Annotated in this window: 16 protein-coding genes and 1 pseudogene; 8 read left to right on the top strand and 9 right to left on the bottom strand. The window is 62.8% G+C overall.

The features are described 5' to 3' along the window. Positions 1 to 53 precede the first annotated feature (53 nt). The gene (locus HWW83_RS05070) at positions 54 to 1,043 is read left to right on the top strand and encodes an aldo/keto reductase (RefSeq protein WP_101452856.1); all 990 of its coding nucleotides are present in this window, start codon (positions 54 to 56) and stop codon (positions 1,041 to 1,043) included. On the opposite strand, the gene HWW83_RS05065 is transcribed toward HWW83_RS05070, so the two are convergent. Beyond that, positions 1,040 to 1,933, bottom strand: a complete 894-nt coding sequence (locus HWW83_RS05065) for a LysR family transcriptional regulator (protein WP_101453176.1) — start codon at positions 1,931 to 1,933, stop codon at positions 1,040 to 1,042. The genes HWW83_RS05070 and HWW83_RS05065 overlap by 4 nt on opposite strands. A 173-nt stretch (positions 1,934 to 2,106) precedes the next feature. On the opposite strand from HWW83_RS05065, the gene HWW83_RS05060 reads away from it, so the two are divergent. Next, the gene (locus HWW83_RS05060) at positions 2,107 to 2,502 is read left to right on the top strand and encodes a (R)-mandelonitrile lyase (RefSeq protein WP_033643630.1); all 396 of its coding nucleotides are present in this window, start codon (positions 2,107 to 2,109) and stop codon (positions 2,500 to 2,502) included. A gap of 6 nt (positions 2,503 to 2,508) precedes the next feature. Here HWW83_RS05060 and HWW83_RS05055 read toward each other — a convergent pair whose 3' ends face one another. The 3 genes from HWW83_RS05055 to gabD all read right to left on the bottom strand — a co-directional run bounded on the left by HWW83_RS05055 (position 2,509) and on the right by gabD (position 4,886). Continuing rightward, positions 2,509 to 2,877, bottom strand: coding sequence for a glyoxalase superfamily protein (locus HWW83_RS05055; protein ID WP_033644308.1), 369 nt, complete (start codon positions 2,875 to 2,877; stop codon positions 2,509 to 2,511). A 22-nt stretch (positions 2,878 to 2,899) separates the two neighbouring features. Continuing rightward, the gene (locus tag HWW83_RS05050) at positions 2,900 to 3,313 is read right to left on the bottom strand and encodes a GyrI-like domain-containing protein (RefSeq protein ID WP_033643629.1); all 414 of its coding nucleotides are present in this window, start codon (positions 3,311 to 3,313) and stop codon (positions 2,900 to 2,902) included. 97 nt (positions 3,314 to 3,410) lie between these two features. After that, positions 3,411 to 4,886, bottom strand: a complete 1,476-nt coding sequence (gene gabD / locus HWW83_RS05045; RefSeq protein WP_176589048.1) for an NADP-dependent succinate-semialdehyde dehydrogenase — start codon at positions 4,884 to 4,886, stop codon at positions 3,411 to 3,413. Between the two features lie 211 nt (positions 4,887 to 5,097). Here gabD and HWW83_RS05040 point away from each other — a divergent pair, with 211 nt between their 5' ends. Continuing rightward, positions 5,098 to 5,313 carry a glycogen synthase gene (locus tag HWW83_RS05040; RefSeq protein ID WP_004935234.1) on the top strand — a complete coding sequence of 72 codons (216 nt, stop codon included), beginning with the start codon at positions 5,098 to 5,100 and terminating at the stop codon, positions 5,311 to 5,313. 42 nt (positions 5,314 to 5,355) lie between these two features. On the opposite strand, the gene HWW83_RS05035 is transcribed toward HWW83_RS05040, so the two are convergent. Together HWW83_RS05035 and HWW83_RS05030 are read right to left on the bottom strand one after the other, a co-directional pair. Further along, complete coding sequence (locus HWW83_RS05035) at positions 5,356 to 6,270, bottom strand: pyridoxamine 5'-phosphate oxidase family protein (protein ID WP_176589047.1); 915 nt, start codon at positions 6,268 to 6,270, stop codon at positions 5,356 to 5,358. Between the two features lie 4 nt (positions 6,271 to 6,274). Continuing rightward, the gene (locus HWW83_RS05030) at positions 6,275 to 6,892 is read right to left on the bottom strand and encodes a glutathione S-transferase family protein (RefSeq protein ID WP_033643625.1); all 618 of its coding nucleotides are present in this window, start codon (positions 6,890 to 6,892) and stop codon (positions 6,275 to 6,277) included. Positions 6,893 to 6,990: 98 nt separating this feature from the next. On the opposite strand from HWW83_RS05030, the gene HWW83_RS05025 reads away from it, so the two are divergent. The 5 genes from HWW83_RS05025 (at position 6,991) to HWW83_RS05005 (ending at position 11,884) form a co-directional block, all read left to right on the top strand. Beyond that, complete coding sequence (locus HWW83_RS05025; RefSeq protein WP_176589046.1) at positions 6,991 to 7,902, top strand: LysR family transcriptional regulator; 912 nt, start codon at positions 6,991 to 6,993, stop codon at positions 7,900 to 7,902. A gap of 147 nt (positions 7,903 to 8,049) precedes the next feature. Continuing rightward, positions 8,050 to 8,847: an alpha/beta hydrolase gene (locus tag HWW83_RS05020; protein WP_047025408.1), complete on the top strand. Its 798-nt coding sequence runs from the start codon at positions 8,050 to 8,052 to the stop codon at positions 8,845 to 8,847. Position 8,848: 1 nt separating this feature from the next. Beyond that, positions 8,849 to 9,220 (top strand): RidA family protein, encoded by a 372-nt coding sequence (locus tag HWW83_RS05015; protein WP_046687377.1) that lies wholly within the window; start codon positions 8,849 to 8,851, stop codon positions 9,218 to 9,220. 58 nt (positions 9,221 to 9,278) lie between these two features. Continuing rightward, on the top strand, positions 9,279 to 10,466 hold the full coding sequence (locus tag HWW83_RS05010; protein ID WP_176589045.1) for an amino acid aminotransferase: 1,188 nt from the start codon (positions 9,279 to 9,281) through the stop codon (positions 10,464 to 10,466). 20 nt (positions 10,467 to 10,486) lie between these two features. Continuing rightward, complete coding sequence (locus tag HWW83_RS05005) at positions 10,487 to 11,884, top strand: amino acid permease (protein WP_122016272.1); 1,398 nt, start codon at positions 10,487 to 10,489, stop codon at positions 11,882 to 11,884. Between the two features lie 38 nt (positions 11,885 to 11,922). On the opposite strand, the gene paaY is transcribed toward HWW83_RS05005, so the two are convergent. The 3 genes and pseudogenes from paaY to paaK all read right to left on the bottom strand — a co-directional run bounded on the left by paaY (position 11,923) and on the right by paaK (position 14,856). Continuing rightward, positions 11,923 to 12,519 carry a phenylacetic acid degradation protein PaaY gene (paaY, locus tag HWW83_RS05000; RefSeq protein ID WP_033643617.1) on the bottom strand — a complete coding sequence of 199 codons (597 nt, stop codon included), beginning with the start codon at positions 12,517 to 12,519 and terminating at the stop codon, positions 11,923 to 11,925. 12 nt (positions 12,520 to 12,531) lie between these two features. Next, positions 12,532 to 13,470: pseudogene (paaX, locus tag HWW83_RS04995) on the bottom strand (phenylacetic acid degradation operon negative regulatory protein PaaX). Positions 13,471 to 13,548: 78 nt separating this feature from the next. After that, entirely contained in the window at positions 13,549 to 14,856 is a 1,308-nt protein-coding gene (gene paaK, locus HWW83_RS04990; protein WP_176589044.1) for a phenylacetate--CoA ligase PaaK, read from the bottom strand.

The raw sequence follows: 14,856 nt of genomic DNA, 5'->3' as shown, positions 1-14,856 counted from the left end.
CCGGAACGGCTCCGCGTCAGGCGGGGCCGGTATCAATCAGTGGGGGAGTGAAGATGCAAACACGCAAATTGGGGCGCGAAGGGCTGGAAGTCTCGGCGTTGGGGTTGGGCTGTATGGGACTGAGCTTTGGTTACGGCCCGGCCACCGACAAACGGCAGGCGGTCGATCTGATCCGTGCCGCGGTTGACGAGGGCGTGACGTTCTTCGATACCGCCGAGATTTATGGTCCGTTCACGAACGAGGAATTGTTGGGCGAAGCGCTGGCGCCGGTGCGCGATCGGGTCGTCATCGCCACCAAGTTCGGTTTCGATCTGCCGCAGCCGGCGGGGCAGCAGGTGTTGAACAGCCGTCCGGAGCATATTCGCCAGGCGGTGGAAGGCTCGTTGAAGCGCCTGCGGATAGAGACGATCGATTTGCTGTATCAGCACCGTGTCGATCCTGAGGTGCCTATCGAGGAGGTGGCCGGTACGGTGCAGCAACTGATTCGCGAAGGGAAAGTGAAGTATTTCGGCCTGTCGGAAGCCGGTGCGCAAACCATTCGGCGAGCTCACGCGGTGCAGCCGGTCACGGCGCTGCAAAGCGAATATTCGCTGTGGTGGCGCGAACCGGAGCGTGAAATCTTGCCGACGCTGGCAGAGCTGGGCATTGGTCTGGTGCCATTCAGCCCGCTCGGCAAGGGCTTTCTCACCGGCGCCATTACCGAGGACACCACCTTTGACGGCGGCGATTTTCGCAACGTGGTGCCGCGCTTCAGCGCCGAAGCGCGCCGGGCCAATCAGGCGCTGGTGAGCGTGCTGGGGCAGATAGCGCAGCGCAAAGGTGTGACGCCGGCGCAGATCGCCCTGGCCTGGCTGCTGGCCCAGCAGCCGTGGATCGTGCCGATCCCGGGAACCACCAAGCGTCACCGGCTGGAAGAAAACCTTGCGGCGGCGTCGGTGGTGTTGGCGGCGGACGAACTGGGCGAGATCGAGCGTGCGCTCTCCGCTATCGATGTGATCGGCGATCGTTACCCGGCGCATCTGCAGAAGAACGTCGGGCGTTAAGCCCCGGGTCGCAGCGCCTCAATCAGCAGCGCAAAGGCGGTAGTGTGTTGCCTGCGGCTTGGATAATAGAGGTAATAACCGGGAAACGGCGGGCACCAATCGTCCAGCGCCATCAGCAAGCGACCGTCGGCCAGCGGCTCGGCGACGGTATCTTCCGGCACAAAGGCGATGCCGAGGCCGAGCTGCGCGGCGTCGATTCGCTGGCGCAGGCTGTTGAAGGTCAGTTGCCCCTCTACCCGCACTTTAATCTCCCGGCCATCGCGGGCAAATTCCCAGGCGTACAGCCCGCCGAGGGTGGGCAGGCGCATGTTGATGCAGCGATGGTTTTGCAGCGCTTGCGGCGTAGCGGGGAGGCCGTAACGGGCGAAATAGTCAGGGGAGGCGACGGGCACCATGCGCATGTCCGGCCCGATGCGCACCGCGACCATGTCCTTCGCCACCTGTTCCCCCAGGCGGATTCCGGCGTCGAATCGCCCGGCGACGATGTCGGTCAGGCTGTTGTCGACGGTGATTTCCACGTTGATATCCGGGTAATCGACGAGAAAAGTGCGCAGCACCGGCCATAGCACCGCATCCACCGCGTGTTCGCCGGCGGTGATGCGGATGTTGCCGGCGGGCCGATCGCGCATTTCACCCAGCGCGTTCAGCTCGTTTTCTATCTCCGCAAAGCGTGGACCAATGCTGTTGAGCAACCGCTCACCGGCCTCGGTGGGGGCGACGCTGCGAGTGGTGCGCGTGAGCAAACGCAGCGCCAGGCGTTCTTCCAGGCCGCGAATAGCGTGGCTGAGCGCCGATTGGGAAACCCCAAGCTGTGCCGCCGCTTTGGTGAAGCTGCGCTCCCTGGCCACCATCAGGAAAGCGATCAGATCGTTAAAGTTTTCTTTCAACATATCGGCACCGAAGAGGAGGGTGAGCGCACTGTCGCGCGTAGATTTATGAATTGAGCTCATAGCTCCTTGCGCATTCTACCCGCTAGTCGCCGGAAAAGCATGGCGCTATCTTGACATCACTCACTCATGATTATCAGCGCCGGCTGTGAGAGCCGGCGCGGAGGACACGACAGATGAAAATACAACGCAGCGGTTCTATCCCATCACAGCGCGGTTCGGCGGATTACTTTACCGGGCAGGTACGCATCGACGCGCCGTTCGCCGGTGATGCGCCGGCCAGGGTGGGCGGCGCGACCGTCACCTTCGAACCCGGCGCCCGCACGGCATGGCATACGCATCCGCTCGGCCAGACGCTGATCGTCACTCAGGGGCGCGGGTGGATCCAGATGTGGGGCGAGAAGACGCAGGAGATGCACCCCGGCGATATCGTTTGGATACCGGCCGACGTCAAACACTGGCACGGTGCGACACCGGACACCGCCATGACCCATATCGCCATCGCCGAAGCGGTGGACGGCAGCCCGGTGACCTGGCTGGAGCCGGTCAGCGAGGCGGACTACCGACCATAACGCCGATCAGGCCGGGGGGCTCTGTTCGCAAAACCGCAGGCGGTTGCCGAACGGATCGGTGAGGTTGAGCTCTTTGCCCCAGTCGACAACCTCCAGCCCCGGCCTGGCATAGCGATAGTTTTTGGCCGTGAGCTCCTGGTGCAGCGCGTCGATATCGTGCACCGGGATGAAAATGGCGGCGCCGGGCGTGCTGTCGCCATAGTGTTCGCTCAGGTGCAGCGTCAGCTCTGAGCGGGCGATCTGCATGTACAGCGGCAGATCTTTGCTGAAACGGTGCTCCCACGCCAGCGTGAAACCGAGAAAATCCAGATAAAACTCTTTGGCCTTGTCGACTGAAAAGATACGCAGGATCGGAATGGCGGGGGAAAGCGTCATCATTGTTGACCTCACTGTCGCGTTAGCGGCAGCCGATATGGATATCGGCTGCGTCGGGGCCGGTATAGGCTTCGAAGTCGGTCAGGAAGCGACGTTCGATTTCCGGGTGTTGCTCGAAGTAGGCCCAGATGGCTTGCCAGCCTGCGATAACCGCCGCCGGCATGGCGCCACGGGCCTGGAACACCAGATAGCGGCCGGGTTGGATGTGCAAACCGCTCTCTGCCGCGCTGCCGGCGGTGACGTCAAACGGCCCGCTGGCGTCGGAGGCGTAATTGGAGTAGACCCCGTAAACCGGCATGGCAGGCGACGTGGCGAAAAAGTCTGACCACAGCGCCGGGATTTTAGCCGTCTCGGGCTGGGTTTCGTCCTGATTGGTGGTTCTGATTGTCAGGCCGACGACGTAAAAACCGGGCAGGTGTACCGAGAGAGGCTGCATAGAGGCAATTCCTTTTAACCGCTGAAAAGATGCCTAAGGTAGCAAAGGCTCCCCAATACCGCCAGACAGGGCCCCCGCAGACGCGGGGACCCTCGCATCAGGCGTCCAAACCGCCGAGGCACAGGTATTTGATCTCGAGATAGTCTTCGATGCCGTATTTTGAGCCTTCGCGGCCCAAGCCGGAGTGCTTCATGCCGCCGAACGGCGCCACCTCGGTGGAGATCAGCCCTTCGTTGATGCCGACGATGCCGTACTCCAGCGCTTCGGCCACGCGCATCACCCGGCCGATGTCGCGGCTGTAGAAGTAAGCGGCCAGGCCGAACGGCGTGTCGTTGGCCAGTTCGACGGCGTCGGCTTCCTGGCTGAAGCGGATCAGGGGCGCCACCGGGCCGAACGTCTCCTCGCGGAAGATTTTCGCCGTGCGCGGCACGTCGGTCAGGATGGTCGGGCTGAAGAAATTGCCGCCCAGCGCGTCAGGCTTGCCGCCCAGCAGCACCGAGGCGCCGTGCTCGACGGCGTCGGCGATGTGCTCGCGCACTTTCTCCACCGCGTCCGGGTTAATCAACGGGCCGATGGTGACGCCGTCATCCAGGCCGTTACCGACTTTCAGCTTGGCGACGGCGGCTTTCAGTTTGGCGGCGAAGGCATCGTATACGCCGTCTTGCACCAGAAAACGGTTGGTGCAGACGCAGGTCTGGCCGGCGTTGCGGTATTTCGAGGCGACCGCGCCGGCCACGGCGGCGTCCAGATCGGCGTCGTTGAACACGATAAACGGCGCGTTGCCGCCCAGCTCCATGCTGGTTTTCTTGATGGTGGGCGCACACTGGGCCAGCAGCTGCGCCCCCACTTCGGTGCTGCCGGTGAAGGAGAGTTTACGCACGTCCGGGTTGGCGGTGAGTTCGCCGCCGATGCCTTTGCTGGGGCCGGTTATCACGTTGCACACCCCGGCGGGCAACCCGGCGCGCTCCGCCAGCACGGCGATCGCCAGCGCCGAGAACGGCGTTTGGCTGGCGGGGCGGATCACCCCGGTGCAGCCGGCGGCCCAGCCGGGGCCGGCTTTACGGGTGATCATCGCCGCCGGGAAGTTCCACGGGGTGATGGCGGCGAACACGCCGATCGGCTCTTTTTGCACGATGATGCGGCGACCGGCCTGCGGCTGTGGAATGGTGTCGCCATACACCCGCTTGCCTTCCTCGGCGAACCATTCGATAAAGGAGGCGGCATAGGCGATTTCACCGCGGCTTTCGGCCAGCGGTTTGCCCTGTTCCGCCGTCATGATGCGCGCCAGATCTTCCTGATTTTCCATCATCAGCTCAAACAGCCGCCGCAGCTTGCCGGCGCGCTCTTTGGCGGTCAGCGCGCGCCAGGCGGGCAGCGCTTTTTTGGCGGCGGCGATGGCGCGAGCGGTTTCTTCGGCGCCGAAGGCCGGCACGTGGCCGATCCGCTCGCCGTTGGCGGGGTTATGAATGGCGATCGTGCGGCCTTCCTGGGCCGGCAACCATTGCCCGTCGATGTAATTGGCCTCGCGGAACAGCGTGGGATCCTTGAGGGTGGCGCGGATACTGATGCTCATGAGTCTCTTCCTTTGCTGAGTTCAACGTAGTGGTCTATTCCATACGGCTACCCTTTACCCTAGCAAACTTTGCCGCCGCCGTTTGCCAACGCGACGACAAGATGGCCGTTTTCTCACTGCGCATCTTCTGTACAAAAAATATCCACCGTCGGGTCGATACTGAAAGAGCAGGCATATGACCCTTTTCGATGTGATTAAAAGGAGTGTGCGAATGATGAAATCAGTAGACAGACATCTCGCGGCCTACGGCAGCGAAATGGATTTTTTGGCGTCGAGCATCGCCCTGATGGAATGGCAAGGGCGGCAGATTGACGCCGGGCAGGTGGCCGGCAATATGTCGGAGCAGCAAAGCCGCCTGTTCTTTGCGCGGTTGAATTATTTTCGTCAGCTTTATCAGGCCGCATCGGCGGCCGAACACAGCCTGTAATTTCCGATCCAGCCCCGCCGCCGCGGGGCTTTTCATTTCAGCTCAGCGGCGCCACACCCCGGTCGCCAGCGTCGCCGGCGAATACTCCAGATTGCGCCCTCGCCACGGCAGCGCCGCCGCAAAACGCCAGGCGCGGCGCACGTCAAACCGCCAATAGCGTTCCGCCCCTTCGACACCGGGATCCCCTTCCGCCTGCCAGAGGATTTGCGTTTCCCCCTGCAGATGCAGCACGTCGCCGCGATCGAAATCGATGAACAGCAGCGCCGCCCGCGGTTCGGCGAGCAGATTGCCCAACGTGTTCATGTAGCGGTTGCCGCGAAAGTCCGGCATCCACAGCGTGTCGCCTTCCAGATGGATAAAGCCGGGGCGGCCGCCGCGATGGGAAATATCCACGCCGCCCTGCGGCAGTGTCAGGTGCGCGCAGCTGGCGACGAAGCAGGTGTCCGCGGCGCGGATCAGCGCCTGCGCCGCCGCATCCAGCACGGCCAAATGCTCAACCGGCTGCGGCCGGCTGTCCACCGGGTAGAGTTCGCGGCGCTGAATGTACTGCGGGCAGTTGCCGAAGCTTTGCTGAACGAGGATTTCCACCCGGTTTTTGTCGGTGCGGCCGACGGCGCCGTTGGCGCGGTTGCGCCGCCGATTGCTGAAATCCAGCCCCAGCGTGCCGACCGGCTTGCCGGGCAGCAACAGCGCCTGGGCGGGATCGTCGCTGCGGCGCGGCGCGCTGATGCGTAAATGCGTGTCGTCCGGCGTGCGTAAAAATCCGGGCGGGCCGGTGAACAGGGTGGCGATGGGCCAGCCTTGTTCATCCAGCGTGGCGACAAACAGGTAGGGCAGCGCGGCGAAAAACGCGCGATGCTGATCCGGCATCGCGGGGTAGATGCCGCCGCCTACGCCGCCAAACCCGGCCAGCGTCTGCGCGCGCAGCTCATCGGGATGGAACAGTTGAGGGATCATGGCGTCAGCTCCCCGCCGGTTCCGGCAGGGCCGGCATGGCAAAGAAGCCGGGCAGTGCAGCGATGCGCGCCGCCCAGCGACGTATCGCAGGGTAAGGCGACAGCGAAATGCCGCCTTCAGCCGCGACCGCCACGTAGCTGTGGCAGGCCAGATCGGCGATGGTGGGGTGTTCGGTGGCCAGGTAGTCCCGCTCGCTCAGATGCTGTTCCATCTGCGGCAGGAAACGATCGCTGACCGCCCGCGCCGCCTGATAGTCCTCCGGCACGGCGAATTGGGCGATCAGTCGGCAGGCCGCCGGGCCGTAGCGGACTTCACCGGCGGCTTTGGAAAGCCAGGCCTGCACTCGCGCCGCCGCGGCCGGCTGTTCCGGCAGCCAGTGGCTGTCCGGCGCATAGCGCTTCACCAGATAGACCAGAATGGCGTTGCTGTCGGCCAGCGTCAGATCGCCATCCTGCAAGACCGGGATCTGGCCGAACGGGTTGAGCCGGCGGAAGGCTGCGCTCTGCCGTACGTCCGCCGAGGCTTCGACCCATGCATAGGGCAGCGCCAGCATGTGCAGCAGCAACGCCACGCGATGAACGTGGCCGGAAAGCGGGGTGCCGTAGAGTGTGATGGTGGACATGGCGTTTCTCCTCAGTGCTTTTTGTCAGCATACTCTTGCGTTGAACGAGCGAAATCCGGCAATGTGGAAATTGATAATTTCACTTTTCGGAAGAATCTATGGATCGGTTAGACGAGTTGGCGATTTTCGTGGCGGTGGTGCAGCAAGGCAGCCTGGCGGCGGCCGGGCGCAAACTGCGGCGTTCGGCGCCGGCGATCACCCGGGCCATCGCCGCGCTGGAACAGCGTTTCGGCACCCGATTGGTGGAGCGCACGACCCGGCGGCTGGCGCCCACCGAGGCGGGTGCGCGGCTGTTGGAGCGCGCGCAACGGCTGCTGCAGGATTATCAGGCGGTGGTGCAGGATACCGCCGAAGCGCAGCTGAGCGGCTTGCTGCGCATTACCTCGCCGGTGCAGTTCGGCCGCCGGTACGTGGCGCCGGTGGTGATGGCATTTCTCGATGATTACCCGCAGATGCAGATCGAAATGGTATTGAACGATCGCAATCTCGATCTGATTGACGAAGGGTTGGATATCGCGGTGCGCATCGGTCATCTGCAGGACTCTTCCCGCGTGGCGCGGCGGCTGGGGCAGGTCAGCCGGGTGACGATCGCCAGCCCGGATTACCTGGCGCGCTGCGGTGAACCGCGATCGCCGGCGCAGCTGGCGGAGCACGCCACCATCGTCGGCACCCAGCGGCCGTCGCTGCGCGAATGGCGCTTCGGCCCGCAGGAAAACGGCGAGCGCGTGCGATTGACGCCCCGGCTGTTGCTCAACGACGTGGAAGCGCAACTGCTGGCGGTGCGCGCCGGCAAGGGCGTCGCCCGGTTGCTCTCGTATCAGGTGGCGGACGATTTGGCCGCCGGCACGCTGGTGCGGCTGTTGACGGATCATGAGCCGTTGCCGATGCCGGTACAGCTGGTGGCGCAGCAGGCGCAGCACATGCCGCTGAAGGTGCGCGCCTTTTGGGATTATGCATTTGAACGGCTCAGCGCCTTGCCGCAAATTCAGCTGGACGGGCGGGGGAAATAAACGCAAAAAGTTTCATGGGTTAAACTTTTTCATTATTCATCAGGTTTTATTTTACCGGGCGCGCATTGCTGATGCGCCCGTCTTGACAATAATTTTGTCGGTGCTAATAGTTAATTCACATCTTAAATAATAAACGAAGTTTAATATATGAAACCACTTGCGGGGAGTTATGACAACGGCGCCACGGTGGATAATGAAGCGGCTATTTTGACTTCATTTCAAACCCGCAGCGCGGCTGTTTATAAACAGACGCGCCATGAAAATAATATTGCTTATGGCAACGGCGAACGCGAAACATTTGATTGGCTCTATTCTGCAAGGCAGCATCAGGGGACGTTAATTTTTATTCACGGCGGCTATTGGCAATTTTGCGATAAGGCGGATTTCGCCTTTATCGCCGCCGGGCCGCTGGCGTTGGGTTTTGACGTGGTGTTGGTGGAATATGCGCTCGCGCCGGCGGTGGATCTCGACGAAATATGCCGACAGATCGGAATGGCGCTGGATGCCATTCAGCGCCGCCTGCCGCCGCACTACGCCCATCCGGTTTATCTGTGCGGCCATTCCGCCGGCGGGCAGCTGGCGGCGCTCTGGCAGCAGCATGCGTTGGTGGATGCCGTCTTTCCCATCAGCGGCCTGTTCGAGCTGGCGCCGCTGCAACAAAGCTATGTCAATCGGGCGCTGCAGTTGACCACGCGGCAAATTGAAACGCTCAGCCCGGCGCGCCGCCTGCCGACGCGCGGCAAGCCGCTTACGCTGTATTACGGCGCATTGGAGCTGCCGGAACTGAGAGGTCAGTCGCAACACTATCATGCGGCGCTGCGCCAACGCGGGCTGCCGGCTGAACTGGTCGCGGTGCCAGGCGCCAACCATTTCACCATCCTGGATGCGTTGTTCGCCGCCGACGGCGCGCTGCTTCGCCAACTTGACCACCACGGGAACCACTGACATGCGCGAGATTGTAGAGACCGGGCTGCCGGATATCGGCCAGCCTTTTTCCTGGGCCACCCGGGGCGGCGGCATGCTGTTTACCGCCCATGGCCCGGTGCGGGCGGACGGCAGCATCGACACCGGCGCGCCGGAGCGACAGATTGCGCTGACCTTCGATAACCTGGCGCAGACGCTGAAGGTGGCGGGCAGCCACAGCGATAAGGTGCTGCAGGTGATCGTGTATCTTACCGACGTTAACGACGTTAAATGGCTCGATGATATTTACCGGAAATACTTTAATTATCCTTATCCCAATCGCTCCACGGTTATCGTCGAGAAATTGGTGGTGCCCGGAATGAAAATAGAAATTACCGTCAGCGCCATCGCCTGATTTAATTTCTCCTTAAGCCTGTCTTCATATTAATTCAATAACGAGTTAAGGATGCGTCATGTTTAAACAGATTGCACCTTCCGCCGCCGATCCTATTATGTCGCTGATGGAAGCCTATTTGCAGGATCCCAATCCGAAAAAAGTGAATTTAGGCATTGGGCTGTATTACGATCGGCAGGGGAATATTCCGCTGATGCAGGCGGTTGAGGCGGCCGAGCAGCGGTTGCTGGCGCTGCGCCGCCCGCACGGTTATCCGCCGATCGAAGGTTCGCCGCAGTTCGTCCGCCAGGTGCAGGCGCTGCTGTTCGGTGAGCAACAGGCGGCCGAGATCGCCACGGTGCAGACCGTCGGCGGCTCCGGCGCGTTGAAGCTGGCGGCGGATTTTTTGCGTCACTTTCTGACGCGCGGCGAAATCTGGGTGTCCGATCCTACCTGGGCCAATCACTGGGCGATTTTCGAAGGCGCCGGGCTGCAGGTGAATACCTATCCCTACTTTGATGAAGCGGCGGGCGGCCTGCGTTTCGCCGCCATGCTCGACGCGTTGGACAGCCTGCCGCCGGGCAGCGTGGTCTTACTGCACCCTTGTTGCCATAACCCGACCGGCACCGATCTGACGGCGGAGCAGTGGCGCGCCACGCTCGCCGTGCTGCAGCGACGCAGCCTGCTGCCGCTGTTCGACATCGCCTATCAGGGCTTCGGCGACGGGCTGGAGGAGGACTGCTTTGCATTGCGCGAAGCGCTGAAAACCGATCTGCCGTTTTTGGTCTGCAATTCGTTTTCCAAAAACGTCGCGCTGTACGGCCAGCGTCTGGGCGCGCTGTCGGTGCGCTGCGCCGACGCGGAAAATGCCGCCAACGTCAAAGGGGCGTTAAAAACGCTGATCCGCCGCAGCTATTCCTGCCCGCCGACGCACGGCAGCCAGATCGTGGAAACCCTGCTTGGCGATGCCGAACTCGGCGAGCTTTGGCGCGATGAGCTGGCGGAAATGCGCTCGCGCATCAAGCAAATGCGTGAACAGCTGGCCGCCGGGCTGGCGCAGGGCGGCTCTTCGCTGGATCACCGGCGCATTCGCGAGCAGCGCGGCATGTTCAGCTATACCGGCCTGAACGAAGCTCAGCTGCAGACCCTGCGGCAGCGCTACGCCATCTATCTGGTCTCGCCCGGCCGCATGTGTCTGCCGGGGCTTAACCCCGGCAACATCGACTATGTGACCGCCGCGATCCTCGACGTCACCCGTACCGCCTAACTCCGCCCGGGAGCACAGCCATGCCACAGATGAATGATTTTGAGCATATCGCCCGCCGCCAGGGCGGGTTGAACAAGCATCTTACCGCCGGGCAGATGTCAATGCTGGCGATCGGCGGCGCCATCGGCACCGGGCTGTTTCTCGGCAGCGCCTACGCCATTCAGATGGCGGGGCCGTCGGTATTGCTGAGCTACCTGATCGGTGGCGTCATTGCGCTGCTGCTGATGGGCAGCCTGGCGGAAATGACCTCCGAACACCCGACGCCCGGCTCGTTCGGCGACTACGCCGAATTCTATCTCGGCCCGCTGTTCGGTTTTCTGGTGCGTTACTCTTACTGGTCTTGCGTGGTGCTGGCGGTGGGCACCGAAGTCACCGCCATCGGCATGTACATGCAGTTCTGGTTCCCGGCGACGCCGACCTGGCCGTGGGTGCTGCTGTTCTCGGCGGCGGTGATCGTTGTCAACGTGATCGGCGTGAAATCGTTCGGCCAGGTGGAATACGCGCTGTCCACCGTCAAAGTGACGGCGATCGTGGCGTTTATTCTGATCGGCATCGGCATTCTGGCGTTCTCGGGCAACCCGGCCTATGGTCTGCGCAACCTGACCGCCGGCGGCTTTATGCCGTTTGGCGTCAAGGGCATGTGGTTCGCGGTGATCGTGTCCATCTTCAGCTACCTGAGCATTGAAATGATCGCGGTGGCCGCCGGCGAGGCGAAGAATCCGGTGATTGCGGTGAAGGCGGCGTTCAAGGGCACCATCGTGCGGCTGTTCATCTTCTACATGCTGTCGATCGCCCTGATGCTGGCCATCGTGCCCTGGCGCCAGTCCGGCACCGGCGAAAGCCCGTTCCTGATGGCGATGAACGTGATCCATCTGCCCGCCGCCGCCGGTATTTTCAACTTTATCGTGCTGGTGGCGGCGCTGTCGGCAATGAACAGCCAGCTGTATATCACCACTCGCATGATGTTCTCGCTGTCGCGCGCCGGGCAGGCGCCGGCGGCGTTGGGGCGCGTCAGCCGGCGCGGTATTCCGGTCAATGCGCTGGCGATGTCGTGCATCGGTATCGTGGTGTCTATCGTGCTGAGCCTGGTGGCGCCGGAAACCTCGTTCGCCGCCATGATGTCTATCTCGGTGTATGGCGCCTGCTTTACCTGGCTGATGATTTTCGTCACCCACCTGTTCTTCCGCCGCCGGCATCGGCAGACCCACCTGAAATTTCGCATGTGGGGCTTTCCCTATACCACCTTGCTCGGCGCCGGGCTGATGGCGGCGTTGATGATCTCGACGGCGTTTACCGAATTCTTCCGCATGACGCTGTGGTTCGGTATTCCGTTCACCTTGCTGCTGGTGGCGGCTTATCACTTCCAGAGTCGCCGCGCGGTTGCGCCGTCGCCGTTCAAGGCGCCGGAGGTGGAGTAATAAGGGGAGGGGCTGAGGCGCGCCTTCAGCCCCTGAGACTAAAGCTGGCTTTTCGGGATCAGGTGGTCGCCGAAGCTCAGGCGCCGGCGGCCCGGTTCGATTTCGGTCAGCGGCGCCACTTCGTGCAGCGAGGATTTGCAGCGCTGCACCAAATCCTGATACTCGCGGGTGCCGGCGATCTTCCAGGCCAGCTCCTGTTCGGTCAGATCGCGCAGCACGCGCGCCGGGCTGCCGACCACCAGCTTGTTGGCTTCGATCACCGCCGCGGCTTTGACGAACGCCATCGCGCCGACGATGGTGTTCTCGCCGATCTCCGCACCGTCCATCACCACCGCGTTCATGCCCACCATCGCGTTGCGGCGAATGCGGCAGCCGTGCAGGATGGCGCCGTGGCCGATATGGCCGTCTTCTTCCACCACCGTGTCCTGCTGCGGGAAGCCGTGCATCACGCAGTTGTCCTGAATGTTGGCGCCGTCGCAGATCACCAGGCGGCCAAAATCGCCGCGCAGGCTGGCGTTCGGGCCGATATACACGTGTTTGCCGACGATCACGTCGCCGATCAGCACCGCCGTCGGGTGCACGTAACTGCTGGGGTCAACGACCGGCGTCAGGCCGTCAATCTGATACACAGGCATAGCGTGAGTTCCTTAACATGTAGGGTCGCGCGGCAGGCCGCCGAAGCGCCGATAGTAGCCGGCGGCCGGCGCGGGCAGGGCGCCGATGGTGGTCTCCGCCAGCGCGCTGACGTAGTCCGTCGCGGCGCGATCGACCTGCTGATAGAGATTGATGCACAGATTGCGGGCGATCTGGCCCTCCCACTGGGCGGGCAACAGCGCGTCCGGCAGCAGCGGATCTTTCAACACCACGCGACGGAAGAAGTGAATCAATAATAGCTTAATCTGGAAACAGCGCAGCGGCGTCAGCGCCGCCGGGTCGACTTCGCGCAGCAGCGCCATCAGCGGCCGGAAAGAGACGATAAACTCATGATAACCGGCCGCTACCTCGCTCAATGACCAGCAGTCGGCCACCAGTTTCTGCAGCGTTTGCTCGGAGCGATTGTAGGGGTAATCGGCGCGGAAGTAGATCACCTGCTCGCTGGCGTTCAATTCGCCGAGCAGCGCCGTCACGTCGGTCTGCGCATGGGTGGGGGCGGCCATCAGGTTGTTGGCGATCTGCCCGAACCCGAGCCAGCCCAGCTCTTTTTTCAGCCGCGCGCGCGCGTTTTTTTCGGCGCATTCCAGTAGCAACAGCTCCCATTTGCCGTCCCAGGCGGGCTGCTCGCGCAGATAGATCTTCGATTCGGCGTGGCGGAACTGGCGCATGCCCTACTCGGTCACGCGGTAGAAGCTGCGGCGGCCGATTTTCTCCACCGCCAGCCACCCCTCTTTCTGCAGGCGGAACACCGAGGTGCGCACGAAGCGATCGCCGAAACCGAAGGCCTCCAGCAGCGCGCTCAGGCTGCCGAGCCACACTTCGCCGCCGCGGTGGCTGAGCGCGTCGCCGTACAGCGAAATGATCAGCGACGTGCCGCTGATCGGCTGGGCGTCGACGGCATGGCGAATGAACTCATCCAGTTTATGTTCCATATTTTTCCATGGGTTAGCCTTCGATGAGCCACAACATTAACATAATTTGGGGCGGCGTCATCCGTGACGCCGTGCGCCTCAGCGCGGCCGCAGATCGACCACGCGCAGCGCCTTGCCTTCCGAGCGCGGAATATCGCCGCAGTTGGCGATGCTGACGTCGGTGCTGACACCCACGATCGATTTGATGTGGTGGCGCAGCTGGTGGCAGATATCGCAACGCTGCTGATGGCTGAGGCTGAGCGCCGATTCTTTCAGCTCGACGCGCACCGCCAGCGTGTCCAGATGCCCGCTGCGGCTGACCTGCAGTTGATAGTGCGGCGACAGCTGCTCGAACTGCATGATCTGTTCTTCCACCTGCGACGGGAAGACGTTGACGCCGCGGATGATCAGCATGTCGTCGGAGCGGCCGGTGATTTTGCCCATGCGGCGCATCTGGCGCGCGTCGCCCGGCAGCAGCCGGGTGAGATCGCGGGTGCGGTAGCGGATCACCGGCAGCGCCTCTTTGGTCAGGGTGGTGAACACCAGTTCGCCGTGCTCGCCGTCCGGCAGGGCGATACCGGTCTCCGGGCAGATGATCTCCGGCAGGAAGTGGTCTTCCCAAATGGTGGGGCCGCCGCCGCTTTCCAGACATTCCATCGCCACGCCCGGCCCCATCACCTCCGACAGGCCGTAAATATCCAGCGCCTTGATGCCCATGCGGGTTTCGATTTCGTGGCGCAGGGCTTCGGTCCAGGGTTCGGCGCCGAACACGCCGAGCCGCAGCGAGCAGCCGCGCGCGTCGCCGCCCATTTTGCGCTCCAGTTCATCGATCAGCGTCAGGCAGTAGGACGGCGTCACCATGATGATGTCGGGTTTGAAATCGAGGATCAGCTGCGCCTGGCGTTCCGTCTGCCCGCCGGACATCGGGATCACCGTGGCGCCGAGCCGCTCCGCGCCGTAGTGCGCCCCCAGGCCGCCGGTAAACAGGCCGTAACCGTAGGCGACGTGCACCTTGTCTTTGGCGGTGGCGCCGCCGGCGCGCAGGCAGCGGGCGACGATATCGGCCCAGTTATCGATGTCGCGCTGGGTGTAGCCCACCACCGTCGGGCGGCCGGTGGTGCCCGAGGAGGCGTGGATGCGCACCACCTGTTCCATCGGCACCGCGAAGGTGTCGAACGGGTAGTTGTCGCGCAGATCCTGCTTGGTGGTGTAGGGGAAGCGCGCCAGATCGCTCAGCTGCTTAAGATCGTCGGGGTGTACGCCCGCCTGATCGAACTTGCGCTTGTACATCGGCACATTGTCGTAGGCGTGGTGCAGCGTCCACTTCAAACGCGCCAACTGCAACGCTTCAATCTCATCGCGCGAGGCGAATTCGATCGTTTCGAGGGGCTGTGGATTTATTGTCAT

Source organism: Serratia ureilytica, from assembly GCF_013375155.1.
GTDB lineage: Bacteria > Pseudomonadota > Gammaproteobacteria > Enterobacterales > Enterobacteriaceae > Serratia > Serratia ureilytica.
Note: the sequence above shows the minus strand (reverse complement) of the source record. Positions and strands in the feature narration are given on the sequence as shown.

Bases quoted from the DNA above. Each gene is read 5' to 3' on its own strand.
- HWW83_RS05070 (WP_101452856.1), top strand. From the start codon at position 54: ATGCAAACACGCAAATTGGGGCGCGAAGGGCTGGAAGTCTCGGCGTTG.
- HWW83_RS05065 (WP_101453176.1), bottom strand. From the start codon at position 1,933: ATGTTGAAAGAAAACTTTAACGATCTGATCGCTTTCCTGATGGTGGCC.
- HWW83_RS05060 (WP_033643630.1), top strand. From the start codon at position 2,107: ATGAAAATACAACGCAGCGGTTCTATCCCATCACAGCGCGGTTCGGCG.
- HWW83_RS05055 (WP_033644308.1), bottom strand. From the start codon at position 2,877: ATGACGCTTTCCCCCGCCATTCCGATCCTGCGTATCTTTTCAGTCGAC.
- HWW83_RS05050 (WP_033643629.1), bottom strand. From the start codon at position 3,313: ATGCAGCCTCTCTCGGTACACCTGCCCGGTTTTTACGTCGTCGGCCTG.
- gabD (WP_176589048.1), bottom strand. From the start codon at position 4,886: ATGAGCATCAGTATCCGCGCCACCCTCAAGGATCCCACGCTGTTCCGC.
- HWW83_RS05040 (WP_004935234.1), top strand. From the start codon at position 5,098: ATGATGAAATCAGTAGACAGACATCTCGCGGCCTACGGCAGCGAAATG.
- HWW83_RS05035 (WP_176589047.1), bottom strand. From the start codon at position 6,270: ATGATCCCTCAACTGTTCCATCCCGATGAGCTGCGCGCGCAGACGCTG.
- HWW83_RS05030 (WP_033643625.1), bottom strand. From the start codon at position 6,892: ATGTCCACCATCACACTCTACGGCACCCCGCTTTCCGGCCACGTTCAT.
- HWW83_RS05025 (WP_176589046.1), top strand. From the start codon at position 6,991: ATGGATCGGTTAGACGAGTTGGCGATTTTCGTGGCGGTGGTGCAGCAA.
- HWW83_RS05020 (WP_047025408.1), top strand. From the start codon at position 8,050: ATGAAACCACTTGCGGGGAGTTATGACAACGGCGCCACGGTGGATAAT.
- HWW83_RS05015 (WP_046687377.1), top strand. From the start codon at position 8,849: ATGCGCGAGATTGTAGAGACCGGGCTGCCGGATATCGGCCAGCCTTTT.
- HWW83_RS05010 (WP_176589045.1), top strand. From the start codon at position 9,279: ATGTTTAAACAGATTGCACCTTCCGCCGCCGATCCTATTATGTCGCTG.
- HWW83_RS05005 (WP_122016272.1), top strand. From the start codon at position 10,487: ATGCCACAGATGAATGATTTTGAGCATATCGCCCGCCGCCAGGGCGGG.
- paaY (WP_033643617.1), bottom strand. From the start codon at position 12,519: ATGCCTGTGTATCAGATTGACGGCCTGACGCCGGTCGTTGACCCCAGC.
- paaK (WP_176589044.1), bottom strand. From the start codon at position 14,856: ATGACAATAAATCCACAGCCCCTCGAAACGATCGAATTCGCCTCGCGC.